This is a genomic window from Streptomyces sp. NPDC001970 (assembly GCF_053594115.1).
Genome location: NZ_JBSFDW010000036.1, coordinates 1 through 20,357, shown reverse-complemented (window position 1 = coordinate 20,357; position 20,357 = coordinate 1). Strand labels below are relative to the sequence as shown.

Below are 20,357 nucleotides of genomic sequence, written 5' to 3'. Positions count from 1 at the left end.
CAAGCCCACTTCGGCGGCAGCGCGGTTGGTGAGCTGCGTGCCGGGAGACCAGCCGGCTCTCGCCGGGGGAAGGGAATTGGGGCAGGCGGCTGGCCGCCGGTGATCGTGACGCCCGGTCGACACGACCGGTGTGCACGATGAGCACCCGTCCACCGCGTAGCACCCCGTATCGGGGCGGTTGCTCGCACATTGCCGTCCGCGAGACGGTGCGCCTCACCTCCGGATCGGTGCTTCACACGTACCGGTTCGTCGCTGGGCAGCCGTGCCCCGATGGGGCCCATCGCTGAAAATCACTTGCGGCGGGGGCCCGTTTGCCCAAGAGGTTTCAGGGTTCCCGCTCGCGTCATCGATTCTCGACGAAGAGTTCGGGGTGAGCCGTGAGTTCGACTCGGGTGCGCCGGATGTGCCCCGTGAGGTACCGCTCACCGTCTTCGGGATCACGGCGCCGCACGGCGTCGAGGATCAGTCGGTGCTCGGCGTTGACGATCGTGGCCCGGTCAGGGTCCGCGAGCACCATGTACGCACGGCGATAGTGTTGGGTCGAGTTCCAGAGCCGCTCAGTGATGGCCAGCAGGTGGTCGCTGCTGCAACCCGCGTAGGTCGTCATGTGGAAGTCGCGGTCCAGAAGAAGGAACCGATTGACGTCGTTCTGGTTCTCGATCTCGTCCTGGATGTGCTCCAGATGGGCGAGATGGCGATCGGTGAGATGGGGGAGACTCTCGGTCAGCGTCAGCGGCTCGAGTCGCTCGCGCATCCGGTAGTACGTGTTCACGTCCTCGAGGCTGAGCACGGGAACCCGCGACCCTCGGTTGGGGAACGACTCGGTGAGGCCGTCGGACTCCAGGATCCGCAGCGCTTCGCGGACCGGGATCCGGCTGGTGCCGAGGCGCGCCGCGAGTTCGTCCTGGCGCAACCACGTGCCGGGCGTCAGATCGCCGGCGAGGATCTCGTCGCGGAGGATGCCGGCGATGTGCTGACTCCTGACACTGTCCGACCCGCGCGGCTCGCGAGCGTGCGAAGGAGTCAAGAGCGGTCACCTCTGAACTTTGACGGGTCGCGGTCGAAGGCCTTGCCGTCAGGATAGGACACCAGCTCGAACTGCATTCCCCATGGTGAGAGGAAGTAGACCCACCGCTGTCCCTCCGACGGTCCGGCGCTGGTGGTCGGGTCGCCCAGCACGGGAACGTCCCTCGCCCTCAGGAACGACACGGCGGCGTCCAGGTCCTCGACGTACAGCGCGACATGGTGGCCGCCGACGTCACTGTTGCGCGGGACAGCCGTCTGCTGCCGATCCGCTTGGTACTCGAAGACCTCGAACACGGCCTGCTCGCCGCACCGGTAGAAGCGCAGCTGGCGCATGACTGTGCGCGCGTCCACGTTCAGATGCTCCGACATCCAGTCGCCTGCCGAGCTGAGCGGGCCGAGCGAGTAGAGGTACTCGCAACCCAGGACGTCCACGAGCCACGCGTGCGCCTGGTCCAGGTCCGGCACCGTGAATCCGATGTGATCCAGGCGCATGAGGCCAGGTAGAGCCATGGTATTCCTCCTTTGGATCCAAAGTGTCTACCATGCTGCCGAAGATGATGCCAAGAGTCGAGCGTGGTCTTGAAATTGGATCCAACTGTGTGGCAGTGTCGGGGCACTCCGGTCGATTGAAGGGGGCTCCCGATGCCTGCGGAACACACACTCGAAGCGAAGGCCGCGTGGTCGGAGTTCGTCGTCACCCAGGACGACTGGGACGCCGCGGCTCCGGACCTCCTGACGGGCATGTTCAGCCAGCTGGTGCTGATCCGGACCTTCGAGGAGTACGTCCTGGAGCTTGCCGCGGACGGTCTCATCCACGGCCCCGCGCACTCCAGCATCGGTCAGGAAGGCGGCGCGGTCGGTGCGTGCTTCGCCCTGACGTCCGAGGACACCGTGAACGGGTCACATCGTGGCCATCACCAGTTCCTCGCCAAGGTGCTCGCCCATCTGTATCCGAAAGGCATCGACCCGACGAAGCCGTTCCCTGAGGATGTACGGGCCGTGCTCCTGCGCAGCCTGCGTGAAATATGCGGACTTGACCGGGGCTTCAGCCACGGTCGAGGCGGCAGCATGCACCTCCAGTGGCACGAGGCCGGCGCCATCGGGACCAACGCGATCGTCGGTGGCGGGGTACCGCTCGCGGCCGGATCCGCGTGGGCCCACAAAAAGGCCGGCACTGACGCGGTGACCTTCACGTTCTTCGGCGACGGTGCGATCAACATCGGATCCACGCTGGAGAGCCTCAATCTCGCGGCGGCGTGGTCGCTGCCCTTGTGCTTCTTCGTCGAGAACAACCTGTACGCCGTCTCCACCCACGTGTCCGAAGTCACCGCCGAGCTACGGCTGTCCGGCCGGGGCCCGGGCTTCGGCATCCGGAGCTGGAAGGTCGACGGTATGGATCCGCTGGCCGTGTACCTCGCGACGCAGCAGGCCCTCGCGCACATGCGCAGCGGCGACGGTCCGACGATGATCGAAGCCGATGTGTACCGCTACTTCCACCAGAACGGTCCCTTTCCCGGATCGGCGTTCCGGTATCGCACCAAGGAAGAGGAAGCCCAGTGGCGCGCTCGCGACCCGATCGACACCATGGTGGGACACCTGGTGCGACGCAGGATCCTCAGCAAGAAGGCGGTTGCGGAGGCGATCAAGCGTGCCAAGGATCTGATGTCCGAACTCGGCGACGTCCTCCTGGAACCGCGGCCGGGCGGCAAGCCGGGTGAGCGACGCATCGTGCCCTCGGAGTGGCCGGATCCGGCGTTCGTCGACGAAGGAGTCCGGGGCGACCTGTCGGAGCTGGCCGAGATCGAGTTCACCGACGCCGAGGACTTCGCTGACGGCTTGACCGATGTCAAGTTCATCGGCGCCGTCGCCGGAGTGATGGGACGCCGCCTGGAGACCGACCCTCGCGTCGTGGTGATGGGGGAGGACGTGCACCGGCTCAACGGCGGCACCAATGGCGCGACTCGCGGCCTGAGTGAGGCGTTCCCCGACCGTGTGATCGGGACTCCGATTTCGGAGAACGCGTTCGCCGGCCTGGGCGGCGGACTGGCTCTGGACGGCCGGTTCCGCCCGATCGTCGAGTTCATGTACGCCGACTTCATGTGGGTGGCGGCAGACCAGCTGTTCAACCAGATCGGAAAGGCCCGCCACATGTTCGGAGGCGAGGGCAATGTGCCTTTCGTCCTGCGCAGCAAGGTCGCCACCGGGACCGGATACGGATCACAGCACTCGATGGACCCGGCCGGCATCTTCGCGACGGCACCGGGCTGGCGAATCGTCGCTCCGTCGACGCCGTTCGACTACGTCGGCCTGATGAACACGGCCTTGGCCTGTGATGACCCGGTCGTGGTTCTCGAGCACGTGGATTTGTACAACTCGACAGGTCCCGGCCTGCCGGAGAACTACGACCACTACCTTCCGGTGGGCAAGGCCGCCGTACGCCGTGAGGGCGCGGCCCTGACCATCCTCACCTATCTGGCGATGACGCCGGCCGTTCTGGACGCCGTCGAACAGACGGGAGTGGACGCCGAGGTCATCGACCTCCGCTGGCTGGACCGGGCCAGCCTGGACTGGGACACGATCACCCAGTCCGTGATGAAGACCAACAACGTGCTCATCGCCGAACAGGGCGCCATCGGCACCTCCTACGGCGGCTGGCTGGCGGACGAGATCCAGCGCCGGTTGTTCGACTGGCTCGACGCCCCGATCGAGCGCGTCACCGGTGGCGAGGCGTCGCCGAGCATCAGCAAGGTACTGGAGCGTGCCGCGTTCGCTTCCACGGAGGAAGTCGTCGCCAAGCTCCGCGAGATCTCGCAGGGGCAGAACAATGGCTGAGATTCTGCGCATGCCCGAGGTCGCCGCCAACACCGCAGAGGCGATCCTGGAATCCTGGAACGTCCGCGTGAACACCCCTTATGCGGCCGGCGATCCGATCGTCACGGTGGAGACCGAGAAGGCCGCGGTCGACGTGGAAGCCGAGAGCGACGGCGTACTACTGCGCCTCCTGGTGGAAGCGGGCACGACAGTGGCGGTGGGCACACCGATCGCAGTCTGGGGGGCGCCGGACGAGTCGGCGTCCGAGGTGGACGCCCTGGTGGCCTCGCTGGGTACCGGAGATGTGCCGGTGAAGGCTTCCACCGCCTCGGCGTCGGCGCCGGAAGAGCCGGCGACGCCGGCAGGCACGGTCGCTCCTGCGCCCACCGAGGCGTCGCGAGACAACAGCGAGCGCATCTTCGCCAGCCCGCTGGCGCGACGTCTCGCGCGCGAGCTCGGAGTCGATCTGAATGCTGTGGTGGGGAGCGGCCCGCACGGACGAATCCGGCGGTCCGACATCGAAGCAGCTGTCGTCAGGTCGGCGGAGCCGGAGGAAACGTCGCCGGTGAACGCCGGGGCAGAGATCCATGGAATCGGGACTTCCGCGCTCGATCCGCGATCTGTGGACGTGCCCAACACACGGATGCGGGCGGCCATCGCCCGCCGGCTGACGGAGAGCAAGCAGAACACGCCGCACTTCTATCTACGCGCCGGCGCACGCGTCGACGCATTGCTCGAGCTGCGGCAACAGATCAACGCCGGCCAGGGGGTGAAGGTGTCGATCAACGACCTGCTCGTCAAGGCGATCGCGTCCGCGCACGTGGACGTTCCGGCGATGAACGTGCAGTGGAACGACACCTCGATCCGGCACTTCTCGGACGTCGACATCGCCGTAGCCGTCGCCACCGACGGCGGTTTGGTCACCCCAGTGATCCGCGGCGTGGACTCCCTGTCGATGAGCGGCGTTGCCACGGCTACGAAGGACCTGATTGCCCGCGCGAAGGAGCGCCGGCTCCGGCAGGACGAACTGGAAGGCGGCACGATCTCGATCACAAACCTCGGCATGTACGGCACCGAGGACTTCGCAGCGATCATCAATCCGCCACAGGCCGCGATTCTGGCCGTCGGTGCGGTGCGGCAGGAGGCGGTCGTCGAGGACGGCGCGGTCAACGTCGCGTCCGTTCTGCGTGTGACCCTCGCCGTCGACCACCGGTCGGTGGACGGCGCCACTGCGGCCGAGTGGATGAAGGCGTTCGTGGACGTGCTCGAACACCCGCTCCGGATCCTGCTGTGAGCGGGCGAACGCGAAGGCGAGGAGAACGCACCAGGACCGAGACCACGCTCGACCTTGTGATCCCTGGCGGTGGATCAGGCGGCTTCGCGACCGCGCTGCGCGGTGCGGAGCCGGGTTTGAGCGTGATCCAGTGAGGAACCCCGGTTCTTGAGCACTTTGTTGGCGGATTCGGTGTTCAGGCGGCCCACTTCCGGTCCGAGCCCGGCTGATGTGGGTGATGCCGATGGGAGTTTCGGGACATCGGGCATCGGGGCGGTGGAGGTTGAGTCCGGCGGCGGTCAGGACGTGACCGAGGTGGGTCTTGCGCAGCCCGCGGTGGGGCGTGGTGCGTGTCCGTGTCACCCCGACGACTTGGGAGACGGTGCCTTCGATGCCGGCGTGGGTGCCGTAGGCAGCCACTGTGGGACGACAAGAGGCTGACCTTTGCCGACAAGGTGTGCAAAACCACGGTGATCGAGATCAATGAAAGCTGAGCCCCTCCGGCTGAAAAGGGGCCCGGCCCCTCCGCGAGTGAAAGGGTCGGCGCGTATTGTCCCGGCACGGGTTGGCGACGGGCACCGACGATGCCGGCCCCTGAAGATGATCACCGAGTCGATCGAGGTTCACTGACGTGGAGATTCCCGGAGGGGGCTACCTCTTCTTCGGCTGTATGGCCGCGCTGTTCGGTGCGTTCACGGTGATGTACCTGCGTCGTCTGCTGACAGTGATGCGGACCCTCCGCCGGGGAGTCCGGACGTCGGGCGCGTGCAGCCGGGTGGAGTATCCGGACCGGGACTCCGACGCCAAGGACCACTTCTTCGTGTTCCGTACGACCGAGGGCCGTGAGGTGGAGTTCAAGGATCTCGCCGGCTGGACCATGACCACCGGAACGCAGGTCACCGTCACGTACGACCCGGTGGACCCGCAACGGACAGCCACCATCGCGGGCCGGGGCAACTGGGCTCCAGTGCGCCTGGGGCTCGTGGTGGTGACGGGATGCGGCCTGGCGTGTGCCGTCTTCACCACCCTGCTGCTCTACGAGATCTTCGGCTGACCGCGGACCTCACTCCGCGCATCCCCCAGGAGCAGCCCGACAAGGCGGCCAAGGGCCTGGTGTAACGGGTGTGGGGAGCGCCGCGTGCTCCTCCTGCGGAGAGCCCGTCCCCGTTGCTGAGTGGCAGTGGGCGTCCGGCTTCGCCCTCGGTGCGTTCGCCTTCGACTTCTGGGGGTGGCCACCGCTCACGGATGCGTTCGTCGAGGAGTTCACCATGCATCTGGGGCACCCCACCGAGCAGCAGACGGGCAAGTTCTGACGCTCGCGGGGGATGGTGATGGGGACCCGTTCACCATCCCTGCGGCGTTCCTCTCCCGGCTCTTGGCCGCCTGCGAGGTAGGTCAGCCTGTGCGCAGCCTCGATCACGACCCGCACGAAGTCACTTGGCACCCTGCGGCCCGGGCTGGGCTGCTGCCAGGCTTGTGCCGACGTTCCGGCATGGCCACAAGGTAGTTGGCGGCTCGTCAAAGTCTGCCGTGCCTCCACATCGACGGTTTCGCCTCCCGCCCTGCATGCTTCCTGCCCGCACCTCCACTGGGCCGGGCAGGGTCCCGGGCTCCGCCTCCCGTATCGGACTCGCGGGTCAGCCTGCGGAGGGACGCGGGGCGCGCAGATGCGCCCGCTTCTCCAGCTCCTCCTCGTCGACGAACGTGAGCATCGGCTGACCCGGCTCACACAGCATGAACACGATGAACTTGGTCGGCGCGTCCGACAGGGCGTTGCCGTCCTGGTAGTGGATCACGTCACCGCCCGGCTCCCAGAACGTCCCGCCGGCCTTGACCACGCGCTCCGGCTCACCCTCGAGCTCGAACCGGACCGCGCCCTCCATCACGTAGCCGAAAGCCGGCCCCGAGTGGCGGTGCGGAGCAGCGCCGGGGTGACCGGGAGGCCACTCGACGAGGACGGTCGTCCCCGAGGCACCCTCGGGAATGAAGGGCGGCTTGACGTCCGCCAGCATCTTGGGCCCGAACGCCGCCGGGCTTTCCTGCTTGGCGGTCCCGTCCGCCGAGTCCTTCTCCGACACTGAACTGCACCTCCGTAGGCCTGCCCGGAACGGACGACCGTTGCGTCGGCCACCGCCTCCTGGGCCGGTGTACCGACAGCTCGTTCAGCGGTGACCGTGTTCGTCAATTTCGGGCTCACACAACTTGCTACGCAGTGAAGACAGGGCACGGCCCGCATCTGTGACGGGCCGTGCCATTTCTGACTCGTACAGATGGCACCCGGACCACAGTGCCTCCCGCCGGCCGCCCTCACGATCCGGGGCGGAGGCGCGGTCCGGTTACTCCTCGAGTGCGGGCGGCGTGCCGGAGGCCCGTGCGTGTGAGGGTGCGGAGGCAAGCTCTGCTTCGGCCCAGACGACCTTGCCGCCTGCTATCGGGCGGGAGCCCCATCGGCGGGACACCTGGGCGACCAGGGAGAGGCCGCGGCCGTTTTCGTCGACGGTGCGTGCACTGCGCGGGCGCGGGGGGCAGGTGTCGGTGTCGGACACTTCGACGGTCAGGACTTTGTGCTGGATCAGGCGCAGACGGATCGGGCCGGTGCTGTGGGAGCGGACGGCGTTGGTGACCAGTTCGCTGACGATCAGCTTCGTGGCATCCTCGAGACCTTCCAGTCCCCATGCGGCCAGCTGACCGGCTGCCAGGTTCCGGGCGCGGCGGACAGCGGGCTGGTCACTGGGCAGCGTCCAGGAGGCAACCTGGGCCGGGCGGAGCGAGCGGGTGCGAACGAGGAGCAGGGTGACGTCGTCGCACGCCGCCTGCCCCTGGAAGGGCTCCATCGCGCGGGTGCAGAGGTCTTCCAGGGAGCGACCCGGTTGCGCGAGGACGGTGCCCAGGCGGTGCATTCCCTCCTCGATGTCGTGGTCGCGGGTCTCGATCAGGCCGTCGGTGTACAGGGCGAGGAGACTTCCCTCGGGCAGTTCCAGCTCCATGGCCTCGAAGGGGACCCCCAGGCCGAAGCCGAGTGGGGCTCCGGTGGGAACGTCGGGGAAGGTGACCTGGCCCTGCGGGTCGATGATCGCGGGCGGGGGGTGCCCGGCCCCTGCCATGGTGCACTTCCGGGTGACCGGGTCGTAGACGGCATACAGACAGGTGGCGCCCACCACCGCAGGGGTCTGGTCCGGGGCGTCGGCATCTTGTTCCGCCAGTCGCTGGACCGTGTCATCGAGGCGGGCCAGCAGCTCGTCGGGGGGCAGGTCCATGTCGGCGAGCGTGTGGACGGCGGTGCGGAGCCTGCCCATGGTCGCGGCGGCGTTGATGCCGTGTCCGACCACATCGCCGACGACGAGGGCCACTCGGGCGCCGGACAGCGGGATCACATCGAACCAGTCGCCCCCGACGCCGCGGTCGATGTCGGCGGGTAGGTAGCGGGAGGCCGCCTCGACCGCCGAGCCGCCCTTCAAACGGTGCGGGAGCAGATTGCGTTGGAGCGCGAGTGCCGCGGTGTGCTCGCGGCAGTACTGACGAGCGTTGTCCAACGACACCGCGGCGCGACTGACGAACTCTTCGGCCAGGAGCAGATCGACCTCCTGGAACGGCACCGGATCCTCGGTGCGGATGAACAACGCCACCCCCAGCAGAGCACGCCGCGCACGGATGGGGACGACCATCACGGAGTGCATGCCGTTCTCACGGATCTTCTGCGCCCGTACCGGGTCCTGGTCGATCCATGAGCCCGGGGCGGTGTCCAGGATCGGCTCCAGGCGGGACCTGCCGGTGCGCAGGACGTCGGCCATCGGTGAGGCGGGCGACACGAGAACCGGCTCACCCCGCACCCACGCGGATTCCGGGACCCCTTGGTGGATCGAGGCCAGACCGGCACGTCGGAACGCGGGGAGGCGCTCTGTCATCGAGCCGATACCGACCGGGGGCCCCTCGCAGAACGGGACCGACTGCTCCAGGTCCACGGCGACGAAGTCGGCGAACAGGGGCACGGCAAGATCGGCCAGTTCCTGACCGGTCTGCATCACATCCAGGGTCCTGCCAAGTCGCGTGCCGGTCTCCCTGAGGATGGAGAGGCGCTCGCGCGCCCGCCGGCTCTCGGTGACGTCGACGCTGATGGTGCACACCCCCAGGGCTTGGCCGTCGGCGCCTTGGAGACAGGAGAACGAAACCGCGAGCGGGTGCTCCTCGCCCAGACTCGTCGGCAGCCACGTCCGGTACTCGTGGATCTTGGTGCTACCGCTCTGGAGCACCTGCCGCATCACCGCCTCGGTCGCTTCGGCATTGACACCGGGCCATGTATCGGTGCATCGACGTCCGAGCCGCTGGTCACGGGAAATGCTGTCGTGGCTCTCCATCACGTCGTTCACCCAGGTGCAACGCAACTCCAGGTCACGAACGACGACGCCGATCGGCGCGCGGGCAAGAAGCGACCCGCGCACCGATCCGTCCACCGCGTCCCCGGACAGCGCGCCGATGTCGGTCACGGACGCAAGCCACCGCGATGCTCCGTCCTGCCCCCACAGAGTCGAGATCCGCAGGCTGACGTCGAGCACGCGGCCGTCCCGGTGGCGCACCGCCGCCGCGCCCGACCAGCCATTTTGGGCATGACACTGCTCGACGAACGCCGACATCGTCGGCACTTCTTCGAAGGATGGCAGTACGAGCGCGGCGGACCGGCCCACCACGTCCCCGGCGGAATATCCGACAAGCCGCTCGGCGGTCTGCGTCCATGCGACCACCGTTCCCTGCTCGTCGAGCAGCGCGAACGCCGTGTCGGATACCTCAGACGGGTTCATCCGCTTACCGAATGTCACCCTGTCGGTGCTGGTTATGGTCATCGACCTGTTGTCCTTCGGATGGCCGGGGCGGGCGGTGTAGGCGTGTAGAAGTCGATTGGCGCCTCATTTGGGAGATTGACCGGATGAGGCTCTGCTCTGTGACAACGCCGCAGCCATGGCAGATACCAGTTCGGTCGTGAGGGCCCGCTGACGGGGTGCGAGGCGGGCGGCGCAAGTGGACGGCATATGTGCGGCCGCCCGCGACCGGGCCCCAGGAAGCTGACCGCAACTGCGCGCACCCTGCGCCCGCACTACTTCTGGCCGCCGCCCGCTCGGCCGGGCGTCGTGCGGAACGCCGGCCTGCAGCGTTGCCGGCTGTGGTGGCGGCTGCTCGCGCCCGTCGTCGGCATCGCCATCCTGGTCCTCACGGGACGGTCGACGACAGGACGCGGTCCGTCAGCGCGTTTCCCCTCGCGCTCGGCGCGGGCGGCGTACGGTGCACACCGCTGTCCGACGAAGCGCTCACCCCGGGAGCCACGGAGTTCATCGCTGCCACGGGATCACCGGGCGCTCCCTCGTACCGCAACGGCGTCGCCCCGAGCCTCCCGCGCGGGGTCGGCCGGTGCGGACGTACGGTGTTGGTATGTGCGCGACAGCGGACGGCGGCGCTGCACAGCCATACGGGTCCCGCCCCCCTACGCCCGCCGGCGGGTCGGTACGCCGGGCTGAGCTGGACCGGCTGCTGGAGCTCGCCGTGCGTGACACGGGCGTGCATGCGGGAGCGGTCTTCCTGCTCGCGTCCGACGGGCAGACGCTGCGGCTGGAGGTGACCGCCGGCATGCCGGCGGAGTATCTCGCGCCCTGGTTCGGGGTGGCGCTGTCGAGTCCCGTTCCGGTGGCCGAGGCGGTGCGCGAGCGGCGGCTGGTCTGGCTCGGCCGCCCCCAGGAGCTTGCCCGTCGCTACCCGCGCACGGCGATCGCCCTGCCGTACCACTTCGCGGTGGCCGCGGCGCCGATCCTCACCGGCACCACAGCCTGGGGCACGCTGCTGCTGTTCTGGCCCGGCTCCGACGGCGCCGGGCCCGCCAGTCCGAGCCGCGAGCGGGTCGGTGCCGCCTGCCGGCGCCTGGGGCGTTTCCTGCGCGACGCCGCCGACACCGGCCACGCCGTCGGTCCCGCACCGCTACCGCGCACGCTGCCGCAGCCGCCCGCCCGGAAGCGGGAGCCGGCCGAGGCGCTGGCCGCGGCGGACTTCGCCGAACGGCTGCCGGAGGGCAGCTGCTCCCTCGACCTCGAGGGCAGGTTCACCTACGTCAGCGCCACCGCGGCCGACCTGCTCGGCGGCAGCATCTCCGATCTGCTCGGCACGCGCCCCTGGCAGTCTTTGTCCTGGTGCACCGACCCGGCCTTCGAGGACCGCTACCGCGCTGCCGTGGTCAGTCGGAAGCCCGGCTACTTCACCGCCATGCTCACGCCGGACCGATGGCTCGCCTTCGAGCTCTACCCCGACGGATCCGGGGTGAGCGTCCGTATCTCGCCGACCGGTCCGGGCGTGGCCTTGCAGGGAGCGCCCGCCAGGACGGCGACATTCCAAGGCGAGCCGATCCCCCTCGGCGAGCTCTACCAGGTGCTGCACCTGGCCGCGGCCCTCTCCGAAGCCGTGGGCGTCGGCGATGTGGTCGATCTGGTCACCGACGAGATGCTGCCGGCCTTCGGGGCCCGGACCGTGGCCCTGCTCGCGGCCGAGGACGGCAGAATGCGTGTCATCGGCTGTCGCGGATACAGCCCCCGGCTCCTGGAGCACATCGACGGAGCGCCGCTGACTTTCCCGGCGCCCGCGGTCCAGGTCCTCGCCACCGGCGTGCCGAGCTTCTTCGCCACCTTCGAGGAGCTGGCCCGGGCCTACCCGCCCGCCCCCCGCCAGGACGGTCTGCAGGCCTGGGCCTTTCTGCCACTGATCGCCTCCGGGCGCCCGCTGGGCTCGTGTGTGCTCGCCTTCGACCGCCCCCACCCCTTCTCCGACAACCAGCGGGTCGTCTTCACCGCACTGGCGGGACTGATCGCGCAGGCGCTGGAACGGGCCCGCCTGTACGACACCGCCCAAGAGCTCGCGCAGACCCTGCAAGCGGCTCTGCTCCCCGACTCGCTGCCCGACCTTCCCGGACTGGATGTGGCCGCCCGCTATCTGCCCAGCGTCCGCGGCATGGACATCGGCGGCGACTTCTACGACCTGGTCCGGGTGGACGGCACCACCGCGGCCGCAGTCATCGGCGACGTCCAGGGCCACAACGTCACCGCCGCCGCACTCATGGGCCGGATCCGCCCCGCCATCCGCACCTATGCCGCCACCGGGGCCACGCCGGCGCAGGCCCTCGCGCAGGCCAACCGCCAGCTGGTCGACATGGACTCGGGCCGCTTCGTCAGCTGCCTGTACGCCCGTCTCGACCTCGCACGCCGCCGGGCCGTCCTGGCCACGGCCGGGCATCCCCCGCCGGTTCTGCGCCAGCCGGACGGGCACGCCGAGGTCCTTCCCCTGCCCCCTGGGCTGCTGCTCGGCATCGACCCCGACGCGGACTATCCATCCACCGAGATCCCGCTGACGCCCGGTACCGTCCTCGCCCTGTACACCGACGGACTCGTCGAGACTCCCGGGGTCGACCTGGACGCCGCCATGGCGGGGCTCGCCGCCCAGCTCGCCCAGGCCCGGCCCCAGTCCATGGACAGGCTCGCCACGGCCCTGATCGACCATGCACGGCAAACCGCACCCCGGACGGACGACATCGCCTTGCTGCTCATCATGCTCGACACCGCCCGGTAGGCGCGAAACCGCGGGACCTGCGGCGAGCGGTCGCGGCACGCCCGCGCCTGCACAGCTCGGCTGCCCTGGTCGGCCTCCGCCCGGCGGACGCAGTTTTGCAGGGCTTCCTTGTGGATGCCGGGTTCCCGCCTTCGACATCCGCCACCACCCGAAGGCCATCACCAACGGGTAGGTGGCACTGTGATCGGGATGCCAGCGACCCTGGCCCCTCATCACCACCACAGCCACGGCGAGCTCACCCCTCAGCCTCATTCGCGACCTGACCGCGAGTCACTCGCCTCGTCGTCGGGCTGCGTGCGCGCCGACCGCACCGACGGGCGCCGGGCAGGGCCGTGGTGTTGAAGGCCGCGAGCGGCCCTGCCGCGCTCATCGACGAGCTGCGCTCGTGCTGCAAAACAACGCCTGACACAAGCGCGGGAGGCGAGGTGAACGGTGCGGCAGGGAATGTAGAGCTGCCGCCGACCGTGGACCACAAGCAGAGCAAGAAGCAGCGCCACCCCGTCGCCCGGCGAAGGCGAGCAGGACATCCGATTCGCCAACGGCGAGGCCGCCCAAGGCCGGCAGCAACTGGGCACCCCAGGCCGCGACCGACACCCGCGCCGCCTGGATTCTCATGCGCGCCGATCCCACCCCGGCCACCCGGACCGACCGCCACCGCCGCCTCAAGGGCGAGCCCGGCCCACGGCACCCATCGCGGTGACGCGATGGAACGCCGGCAGATCGAGGTCACCGGCGGTCGCATCTGGTACGTCCTGGACGTCGAGCGCCGCGCCGTCTGGACCGACCGCGCATCCCCGGCCACCCCAAGACCACCGACCGTTGGACGGCGGGGAAGATGTGCTGATGAGCACCCCTCGCCGCCCCCTGGGCACCGGCCCTCGCCTCGACTCTGCCCTTGCGCCAAGTCCTCGGACCGACCGCGGCCGTACCGCCGCGGAGCGGGCAGCGGCCGACCCGGCCGCCGCTCCGGCCGAGAAGCTGCAGACGCGCCGGCAGAGCCGACGCCACCTGGGATCCGGACCGGCGGAAGCCGAAGAATCCTGAACTCGGCCGGCTCGCACGCATTCCCACGGTGGCGGGTGGTTTGATCGTCGCGGCGAGCGGGCGTCCGCGTCAAAGAGATGGGCTGGCGGCATGTCTGATGGCTGGGAGTGGGACGAGACGTTGTTCCTGGGGTCGGCCCCCTATTACCAGCGCGGGAGGCTCCCGTACGCACCCGGGCTCCCGGACGTGCTGGCCGAGATTCTCATGCTGGACGGCCGGGGGCGCCTCATCGACGTGGGGTGTGGACCGGGCATCCTTGCCCTGAGCTTGGTGCACTTGTTCGGTGAAGTCGTCGGCGTGGACCCCGACAGCGGGATGATCGCCGAAGCCGAGCGGCGGGCTGTCGAGGCAGCGATGCCTGGCAGAGCCCGGTGGCTTCGGGCCCGTGCCGAGGAACTGCCCGCAGATCTTGGGACTTTCACCGTCGCGACCTTCGGCCAGTCCTTCCACTGGATGGATCGCGACGCCGTGGCAGCGATCATCAAGGGGGTGCTCAGGCCTGGCGGTGCACTCGTGCACATCTCGGACCTGAAGGCGGAGGCCCGAACTGTCGAGGGCCTCCCTTGTCCGGCAGTCCCATATTCCGCCGTCGAGAGCCTGACCAGGCAATACCTTGGGCCGGTCCGACGGGCCGGCCGCGGCGTACTGGTCCACGGAACACCCGGAGACGAGGCCGCCGTGCTCACCCGCGCAGGGTTCGCCGGCCCTCAGCGGCATGTAGTGCCCGGCGGACAGGCGCTGGAACGCACTCGCGAGGATGTTGTCGCCTGGGTGTTCTCGCTGTCGTACTCCGCACCGCACCTGTTCGGCGAGCGTCGCGACGCCTTTGAAGCCGACCTCGATGGGTTGCTTCGGGAGGTCTCCCCGTCGGGCCGGTTCTCCGAACGCCAGCCGAGCACGGAGATCTTCGTCTGGCGCAAGCCCAGATAGCAGAGCTGTGCCTTCCAGTCGCCGCCCGACTGCCGCAGCGTCGTCCGGCGCCATGTGACGCCTTCGTCGTACGACACTTCCAGCGTCACCGTGCGGATCGCCCCCGCGCCCACCGCTCCCTTCAGGTGCGAGGGGGTGACCGTCAGCCCCGGTCCGCCATTGCGCCTTGCCGGACAGGCCGGTGGCCACCGCGTAGTCGAGCTGCACCAGGCCCTCGGCGGTGACGATCCGATCGTTGATGTCCTCGCCGAGAAGTTGGTCGCCCTGGTACAGAGAGATCTTCGAGGAGTCGCCGTCGATCCAGACGACGCCCGTGTGGCCGCCGGAGTCTCCCCAGGCCGGCGCCGCGGACGTGCTGATGATGTCCTCGACCCGGAAGGGGGCCGCCAGCTGATGCCGTCGTGCAGCATTCGCGGGCGCTGGATGGGTGAGAACCAGCTTTCGCTGGTGGTGCTGCGCGGCTTGTACGAGCGTGTCAGGCCCCTCTTGCCGAGGTCGCGCATGCCCGCGGAGGAGATCCAACGGGCGTCGGCGCCCGCCGAGACCCACGACGTCAGCGTGCCCTGGGCCGGGACCGGGGTCGGCTGGATGAGCATGGGGCCGTCGAAGATGGCGGACACGTCCTCCCGGTACTCCACGGCCTCGCCCTGCTTGGTGTCGCGGAACTCCTCGTCGATCCTGGCCAGTTCGCCGAGGCCGGGCCGGTGGGACGGATCCCGGGGGGATCGCCCCGTCGTGGTGGCGGACCAGGTCGTACAGGTAGCGCGGATGCGGGTGCGAGACCACCTTCAGCGTCGCCGGGCCGGTCTTGCGGATCCGGCCGAGCAGCCGTGCGCTGTCGTCGGTGCCGAGCGAGGCCACCGGCAGCGGGGCGGCGTCGGGCAGGTTTGCCCAGGGGTCGAACTTGCCGTAGCCGTCGTTCAGGATCAGCGGCTGTCTGGCGCCGGCCTTCGCCGCGGCCGGGGCCTGGTCCGGGGCGGGCACGGTGTCGCTGCGGCGGACGACCGCCACCGGGCCGCGCACCTTCACCTTGCGGAAGTCCGAGGCCGAGCCGTCACCGGCCCAGACGGCCCGGTAGCTGCCCGTGCCCTCCCGCAGTGCGGGGCGGGCTCTGGATGACGATGTCGTCGTAGGTCTGCGAGCCGGAGGAGAAGGCCAGCGGCGGCTGGATCTGCCGCCAGCGGGTCGCGAAGATGTACGTGCCCTTCGTCACCCTCGGCGTCGGGGTCACCCAGAGGCTGTCGTACCGCCGGGTCTCGGGCATGTAGCTGTCCATGGACGGGAACAGGTCGCGGTTGGTGCGGTACTGGTCCACCCGCATGAACTGGTGGCGGTCGGCTGCGGGGTGTAGGCGGCCGCCTTGCGCAGGTTCGCGGCGTCGAAGCGGACGGTGCGGTCGGCGTCGAGGTCGATCTGCGGCGCGGAGAACATGGCGAAGCCCAGCGTGTGCGTGCCGTCGATCCCGGGCACGGCGGTGTTCATCCACGCCGAGTAGGTGCCCGGGGGCAGGCGCAGGGCCATGCGGCCCGAGGCGTGTGCTGGAGGTGGCCCGCTCCAGCTGCTACAAGTGGCGGGCCGGCCGCGAGGCCCGCGCCGCGCGCGAGCGGGCCGATGCCGCGCTTGCCGGGCGGATCCGGGCCGTGCACGGCGAGTGGGACGGAACGTGGGGCCGTCTTCCGCTGGACCACCCGCGGTAAGCCGCCTGTGATCAGGGCTGGGTGGTGCCAGTGCTGTCGTGGATGAAAACGGCTCGGTTGTCCGAAGGGCTGTACCGCTCCTTGAACTCGAACTCTTCGGCAGCACCTGCCGTCGGGGCATCCGGTGGTTCGAAATAAAGGACGTAGGTTTTGGCCGTGTCGGTTTCACTCTCCAGTTGCAGCCATCCCGTGAAGCCCGCCGCGGGAAAGGTACCCGTCGCCTTGACCGTAACCGCACTGGCCGAGCGGGTGACGGTGAATTGCGCCGTACCGAACTCAAGACGCTTGAGGCCACTGTCCTTCCACCGCCTGAAGAGATCGATCCACTCCTGCGGCCACGGGCCGCCGAGCGCGGCCGGCGGCATATCCGCTCCCAGACGGTCGAGGATCTGGTCCGCATGAGCGACCACATCCTCGTACGTCCACAGGTCCAGGGCGACACCCATGTGATCGCGGTCCGTCGCTCGGAACATGGGGCGGATGTGAAGCTCGTACACCGGCGTGCGCATCTAGGAGTACACCTCCATGAGGACGTCTTTCAGTTCGACTTCGTCGAGAGGTGCCACTGGCTGTGGGGGCAGGCCGGTGTCGCTGGGCGCCGGGACGAATTGCAGCGTGAGCACGTGGTCGGCGACAGGCGTCGGCGAACCGCCCAACACAGGGTGCGGGGTGGGTCTGCCTCCTGCAGCAGCTTTTCGAAGTAGTGCAGGGTGAGCCCGATGCCAGAGCAGGAAGAGATCACTCCCGTGCTCGCACGGGCCCGCCGCACCGTTGTGCAGTTCCGCCTGGACGTCATATCCAGTCGGATCGCCCGGGTTCACCGAAGATTGCTGACGCAAGACGTTGATCGAGTGAATGTAGTCGTCCAACTCCGCGTCGGTGAGGGAGTTGATGTCCGAGCGCTGCTCGGCCATTTTACGCCTCCTATTGCGCAGCGGTAGCAGGCGGACCAGCTTCCCTCAATTCGATGAGCCGTGACTCGGTTGCGACGCGGCCGCGTCGCGCCCTGGCGCAACACTGCCTAGTGTGAAACGGGATGACGCAGGTCGCAACTGGCCGCCTGAGTTGCGTGTTCTGTGTCCTGGCCGGATTCAGCGTGCTGGTGCGCGCCGTCATGCTGTGCTGGGCGCTCGGCCTGCCGCGCCCAGAGAAGTACATCGACCTGGAAGCCAGGATCGGCCACCGCTTCAAGGAGCAATACAGCCTCGCCGACGTCGTCGCCGAAGCCGCCCGGATCGAGGCCGTGGCAGGCCCGCTGACCTGGCGCACCGGCGACGCGATCCGCCACGACCTCGGCGAGGCCCCGGCCACCGTCTACCTCCACCGTCTGGCCCTCGCGGCTTGACCGAACGCCCGGGCCCGCCGCCTGCCGCGGCGGGCCCGGCCTGCTTCCATGCGAAGGACACCGCCTTGAACACCACCCCCGTTTCCGACGGCGGCGGCCCCGTCGTCGTGGTGCCGTGCAGCGCCGCCAAGCTGGCCACGACCGCTCCCGTCCCGGCCGCGGACCTCTACATCGGAACCTTCCACCAGCTGTGCCGACGGGCCGCGCACGCCATCGCCGGCAGCACCGGCACCGTCCTGGGCCTCTCCGCAGCCCACGGCTTCGTGACGCTCGACGAGCCGCTGTCCCCGTACGACCTGCGCATGGGCGAGCCCGGCAGTGTCCACCCCGACCAGCTGCGCGCCCAAGTCGGCCGCCTCGGCCTCGACCACGTGCCGCAGCTGGTCGCCCTCGGCGGCCGCGCCTACGTCGTCGCCGTCGCCGTCGCCGTCGTCCGGCCGGACGTCCTGCGCCCCCTGGACGGGTGCCGCGGCATCGGACGGCAACGCGCCAGGCTGTCCCACATCACCGCAGCCGAGCATCCGCTGCCTGGCGGCCGCGCTGTCGCGGTTGATCCCTCGCGGGCGATGGCGGGAGACCTGAGCAGCACCGAGAAGAAGTACAGGTCGTCGTCCCTGCCCCGATAGCGGTCCTGATCACGTTCCACCACGGCCCCGCGCCTGCCGGCCACCGGCATCGACCGGAGCAAAAGTTGCCTCGAAGATGCCATGGCCCGTCCAACTCCGGTGCAAGAAGACGACGTCCTTCTCGGCGAAGACGTCCCACTTCTCGTCCATGTCCCGGGAGAAGTAGCCCAGCTGAATGCGCTTCCATTCCTCGTCTGACCGGATCCGGGTCGGCAGGAGCGACAGCGGCCAGGGACCGGAGATCGGCTGGAGACGGTCAGAAAAGGAGGACCGGGGTCACACGTTCGTGGGCAGGCATGGCGACCCTACGGCCGAGCCGGCATGACGCTATGGCTCGCTGTTGCTGCGATCTCTGGACCATCTCAAGCTGGGCAAACAGCAGGAGACAGCACTCAACCACCGATAACGGGTGGCCCCAGGAAATCGCGTTCTCTTTCCCGGTGATGAGGTCCAACTGCGGTGGCACCGCCGCGACTACCTCGCCCCGTGGATGAACGGTTGTACCGGCACCAAGGTGTCGGTGCGGAACCTGCCCCATCACCACGGGGATGGCCCACGCCGGCGGCCAGGATCTCCCACCGGGGTCAGCTCAGTTTGCCTCAAAGGCAATCTGTGGTGCCCTGATGTCACAGTTGATGGACCCTCTCGGTCTTTGAGTGCGAGATCGGAAAGCCGGGACAGAGAGGTGGCGGAGACTCGTGGCGAACGCGGCAACGAAATCAGGCTTGGCCCCAGGCTTGGCCCCCTTTCGCGCCGGCTACGGCCGAGTCGGACAGGTCTCGCCGGCACGGGAATCGACGACTACGCCGGCGAAGGCCAGCGACGTGTCCGTCATCGGCCTTCCCTCTTCTGGGCTTCTGCCGATGACCGCCGCCCAACGCCTCGGCAGAGGTGAGGGGGGTAACCGGCCTCAACGGCGGGGCAGTGCGTAAGAGTCGCTGCCTTGGTACGTCATTCCGACCGCGGACAATGACATCCCGGCCGTCGCACCCCGTCGCATCCGGCAATGAAGTTGCGCCTCACGTTCGACAGATCATGACCGGCCATCGGGCCCATCCACTCATGACGGCCATCGGCCCATCCTAAGGAGCATACTGATGCAACCCGACACCATCGTCCTCGTCCACGGCTTTTGGGTGACGCCGCGGGCCTGGGAAAACTGGATCGCCCACTACGAGAACAAGGGCTTCCGCGTCATCGCACCGCCGTACCCCGGATTCGAGGTGGAGGTCGAGGCCCTTAACGCCGACCCGACCCCGATCGAGACTGTGACCGCTCCGGCGATCATCTCCAGCCTTGAGAGTCTGATCATGGGGCTGGACCGGCTTCCCATAGTGATGGGTCACTCCGCCGGCGGCACTTTCACCCAGATCCTCCTGGACCGCGGCCTCGGCGCCGCCGGAGTGGCGATCAACTCCGCGCCCGCCGAGGGCGTGCCGGTCGTACCGCTGTCCCAAATCCGGTCCCTCTTCCCCGTCCTGAAGAACCCGGCCAACCGGCACCGCGCCGTCGGACTGGACTTCGACCAATGGCGCTACGCCTTTGCGAACGGGTTCCCCGAGGACCAGGCCCGCGCCACGTATGAGCGCTACCACATCCCCGCACCAGGCAGCATTGTATGGAGCAGCTCGCTGGCCAACCTTCGCCCCGGCCACTCCGACACGTACGTGGACTTCCACAACGCCGACCGGGCGCCCCTACTGTTCCTCTCCGGCGAGTACGACCATCTCATGCCGCCGAAGGTCCAGACGTCAAACGCCAAGCACTACAAGGCGGAGAACACCACCATCGAGGCCAAGGTGTTTCCCGGCCGCTCCCACCTGATGCCCGTCCAGGACGGCTGGCAAGAGGTCGCCGACTACGCCCTTGACTGGGCGCTCGCCCACTGCTGAGCCGTGCCCGCTACGCGTTCAGGTCTCGGCAACGGGTGAAACGAGGGCCACGGACGGCGGATGAAAAGTGAGCCACTCTGCGATCTCTTGATCATCCTGACTTCACTGGTTCTGAAG

At 68.8% G+C, this 20,357-nt stretch carries 17 protein-coding genes and 1 pseudogene; 10 read left to right on the top strand and 8 right to left on the bottom strand.

What is annotated here, in order from left to right; translation table 11 throughout:
- Positions 1 to 343 precede the first annotated feature (343 nt).
- On the bottom strand, positions 344 to 1,027 hold the full coding sequence (locus ACWCP0_RS32750; RefSeq protein ID WP_451082387.1) for a GntR family transcriptional regulator: 684 nt from the start codon (positions 1,025 to 1,027) through the stop codon (positions 344 to 346).
- Entirely contained in the window at positions 1,024 to 1,536 is a 513-nt protein-coding gene (locus ACWCP0_RS32745; RefSeq protein ID WP_451082386.1) for a VOC family protein, read from the bottom strand. The genes ACWCP0_RS32750 and ACWCP0_RS32745 overlap by 4 nt, the downstream gene beginning before the upstream one ends.
- A gap of 132 nt (positions 1,537 to 1,668) precedes the next feature.
- On the opposite strand from ACWCP0_RS32745, the gene ACWCP0_RS32740 reads away from it, so the two are divergent.
- Together ACWCP0_RS32740 and ACWCP0_RS32735 are read left to right on the top strand one after the other, a co-directional pair.
- Entirely contained in the window at positions 1,669 to 3,858 is a 2,190-nt protein-coding gene (locus ACWCP0_RS32740; RefSeq protein ID WP_451082385.1) for an alpha-ketoacid dehydrogenase subunit alpha/beta, read from the top strand.
- A gap of 10 nt (positions 3,859 to 3,868) precedes the next feature.
- On the top strand, positions 3,869 to 5,131 hold the full coding sequence (locus ACWCP0_RS32735; RefSeq protein WP_451082384.1) for a dihydrolipoamide acetyltransferase family protein: 1,263 nt from the start codon (positions 3,869 to 3,871) through the stop codon (positions 5,129 to 5,131).
- Between the two features lie 264 nt (positions 5,132 to 5,395).
- Here ACWCP0_RS32735 and ACWCP0_RS32730 read toward each other — a convergent pair.
- Positions 5,396 to 5,530: pseudogene (locus tag ACWCP0_RS32730) on the bottom strand (hypothetical protein); the annotation flags it as partial.
- Between the two features lie 211 nt (positions 5,531 to 5,741).
- Between ACWCP0_RS32730 and ACWCP0_RS32725 the strand changes: the two are divergent.
- Both ACWCP0_RS32725 and ACWCP0_RS32720 read left to right on the top strand, forming a co-directional pair.
- The gene (locus ACWCP0_RS32725) at positions 5,742 to 6,164 is read left to right on the top strand and encodes a DUF3592 domain-containing protein (protein ID WP_451082383.1); all 423 of its coding nucleotides are present in this window, start codon (positions 5,742 to 5,744) and stop codon (positions 6,162 to 6,164) included.
- Between the two features lie 70 nt (positions 6,165 to 6,234).
- Positions 6,235 to 6,423 (top strand): hypothetical protein, encoded by a 189-nt coding sequence (locus ACWCP0_RS32720; RefSeq protein ID WP_451082382.1) that lies wholly within the window; start codon positions 6,235 to 6,237, stop codon positions 6,421 to 6,423.
- 324 nt (positions 6,424 to 6,747) lie between these two features.
- Here ACWCP0_RS32720 and ACWCP0_RS32715 read toward each other — a convergent pair whose 3' ends face one another.
- Positions 6,748 to 7,122 carry a cupin domain-containing protein gene (locus ACWCP0_RS32715; protein ID WP_451082440.1) on the bottom strand — a complete coding sequence of 125 codons (375 nt, stop codon included), beginning with the start codon at positions 7,120 to 7,122 and terminating at the stop codon, positions 6,748 to 6,750.
- A gap of 324 nt (positions 7,123 to 7,446) precedes the next feature.
- Positions 7,447 to 9,948 carry a SpoIIE family protein phosphatase gene (locus ACWCP0_RS32710; protein ID WP_451082381.1) on the bottom strand — a complete coding sequence of 834 codons (2,502 nt, stop codon included), beginning with the start codon at positions 9,946 to 9,948 and terminating at the stop codon, positions 7,447 to 7,449.
- A gap of 583 nt (positions 9,949 to 10,531) precedes the next feature.
- Here ACWCP0_RS32710 and ACWCP0_RS32705 point away from each other — a divergent pair.
- Positions 10,532 to 12,706 (top strand): SpoIIE family protein phosphatase, encoded by a 2,175-nt coding sequence (locus ACWCP0_RS32705; RefSeq protein ID WP_451082380.1) that lies wholly within the window; start codon positions 10,532 to 10,534, stop codon positions 12,704 to 12,706.
- Between the two features lie 1,134 nt (positions 12,707 to 13,840).
- Positions 13,841 to 14,680: a class I SAM-dependent methyltransferase gene (locus ACWCP0_RS32700; RefSeq protein ID WP_451082379.1), complete on the top strand. Its 840-nt coding sequence runs from the start codon at positions 13,841 to 13,843 to the stop codon at positions 14,678 to 14,680.
- Positions 14,681 to 15,734: 1,054 nt separating this feature from the next.
- Here the strand turns inward: ACWCP0_RS32700 and ACWCP0_RS32695 are convergent.
- On the bottom strand, positions 15,735 to 16,001 hold the full coding sequence (locus ACWCP0_RS32695; protein WP_451082378.1) for a hypothetical protein: 267 nt from the start codon (positions 15,999 to 16,001) through the stop codon (positions 15,735 to 15,737).
- Positions 16,002 to 16,224: 223 nt separating this feature from the next.
- On the opposite strand from ACWCP0_RS32695, the gene ACWCP0_RS32690 reads away from it, so the two are divergent.
- Positions 16,225 to 16,377: a hypothetical protein gene (locus tag ACWCP0_RS32690; RefSeq protein WP_451082377.1), complete on the top strand. Its 153-nt coding sequence runs from the start codon at positions 16,225 to 16,227 to the stop codon at positions 16,375 to 16,377.
- Positions 16,378 to 16,388: 11 nt separating this feature from the next.
- Here the strand turns inward: ACWCP0_RS32690 and ACWCP0_RS32685 are convergent, their stop codons facing one another.
- Together ACWCP0_RS32685 and ACWCP0_RS32680 are read right to left on the bottom strand one after the other, a co-directional pair.
- Complete coding sequence (locus ACWCP0_RS32685; RefSeq protein WP_451082376.1) at positions 16,389 to 16,886, bottom strand: hypothetical protein; 498 nt, start codon at positions 16,884 to 16,886, stop codon at positions 16,389 to 16,391.
- On the bottom strand, positions 16,887 to 17,291 hold the full coding sequence (locus ACWCP0_RS32680) for a hypothetical protein (RefSeq protein WP_451082375.1): 405 nt from the start codon (positions 17,289 to 17,291) through the stop codon (positions 16,887 to 16,889).
- 122 nt (positions 17,292 to 17,413) lie between these two features.
- On the opposite strand from ACWCP0_RS32680, the gene ACWCP0_RS32675 reads away from it, so the two are divergent.
- The 3 genes from ACWCP0_RS32675 to ACWCP0_RS32665 all read left to right on the top strand — a co-directional run bounded on the left by ACWCP0_RS32675 (position 17,414) and on the right by ACWCP0_RS32665 (position 20,240).
- Positions 17,414 to 17,722, top strand: a complete 309-nt coding sequence (locus ACWCP0_RS32675) for a hypothetical protein (protein WP_451082374.1) — start codon at positions 17,414 to 17,416, stop codon at positions 17,720 to 17,722.
- A gap of 65 nt (positions 17,723 to 17,787) precedes the next feature.
- Positions 17,788 to 18,348, top strand: coding sequence for a DUF6884 domain-containing protein (locus ACWCP0_RS32670; protein ID WP_451082373.1), 561 nt, complete (start codon positions 17,788 to 17,790; stop codon positions 18,346 to 18,348).
- A 1,097-nt stretch (positions 18,349 to 19,445) separates the two neighbouring features.
- Entirely contained in the window at positions 19,446 to 20,240 is a 795-nt protein-coding gene (locus ACWCP0_RS32665; protein WP_451082372.1) for an alpha/beta fold hydrolase, read from the top strand.
- Positions 20,241 to 20,357 lie beyond the last annotated feature (117 nt).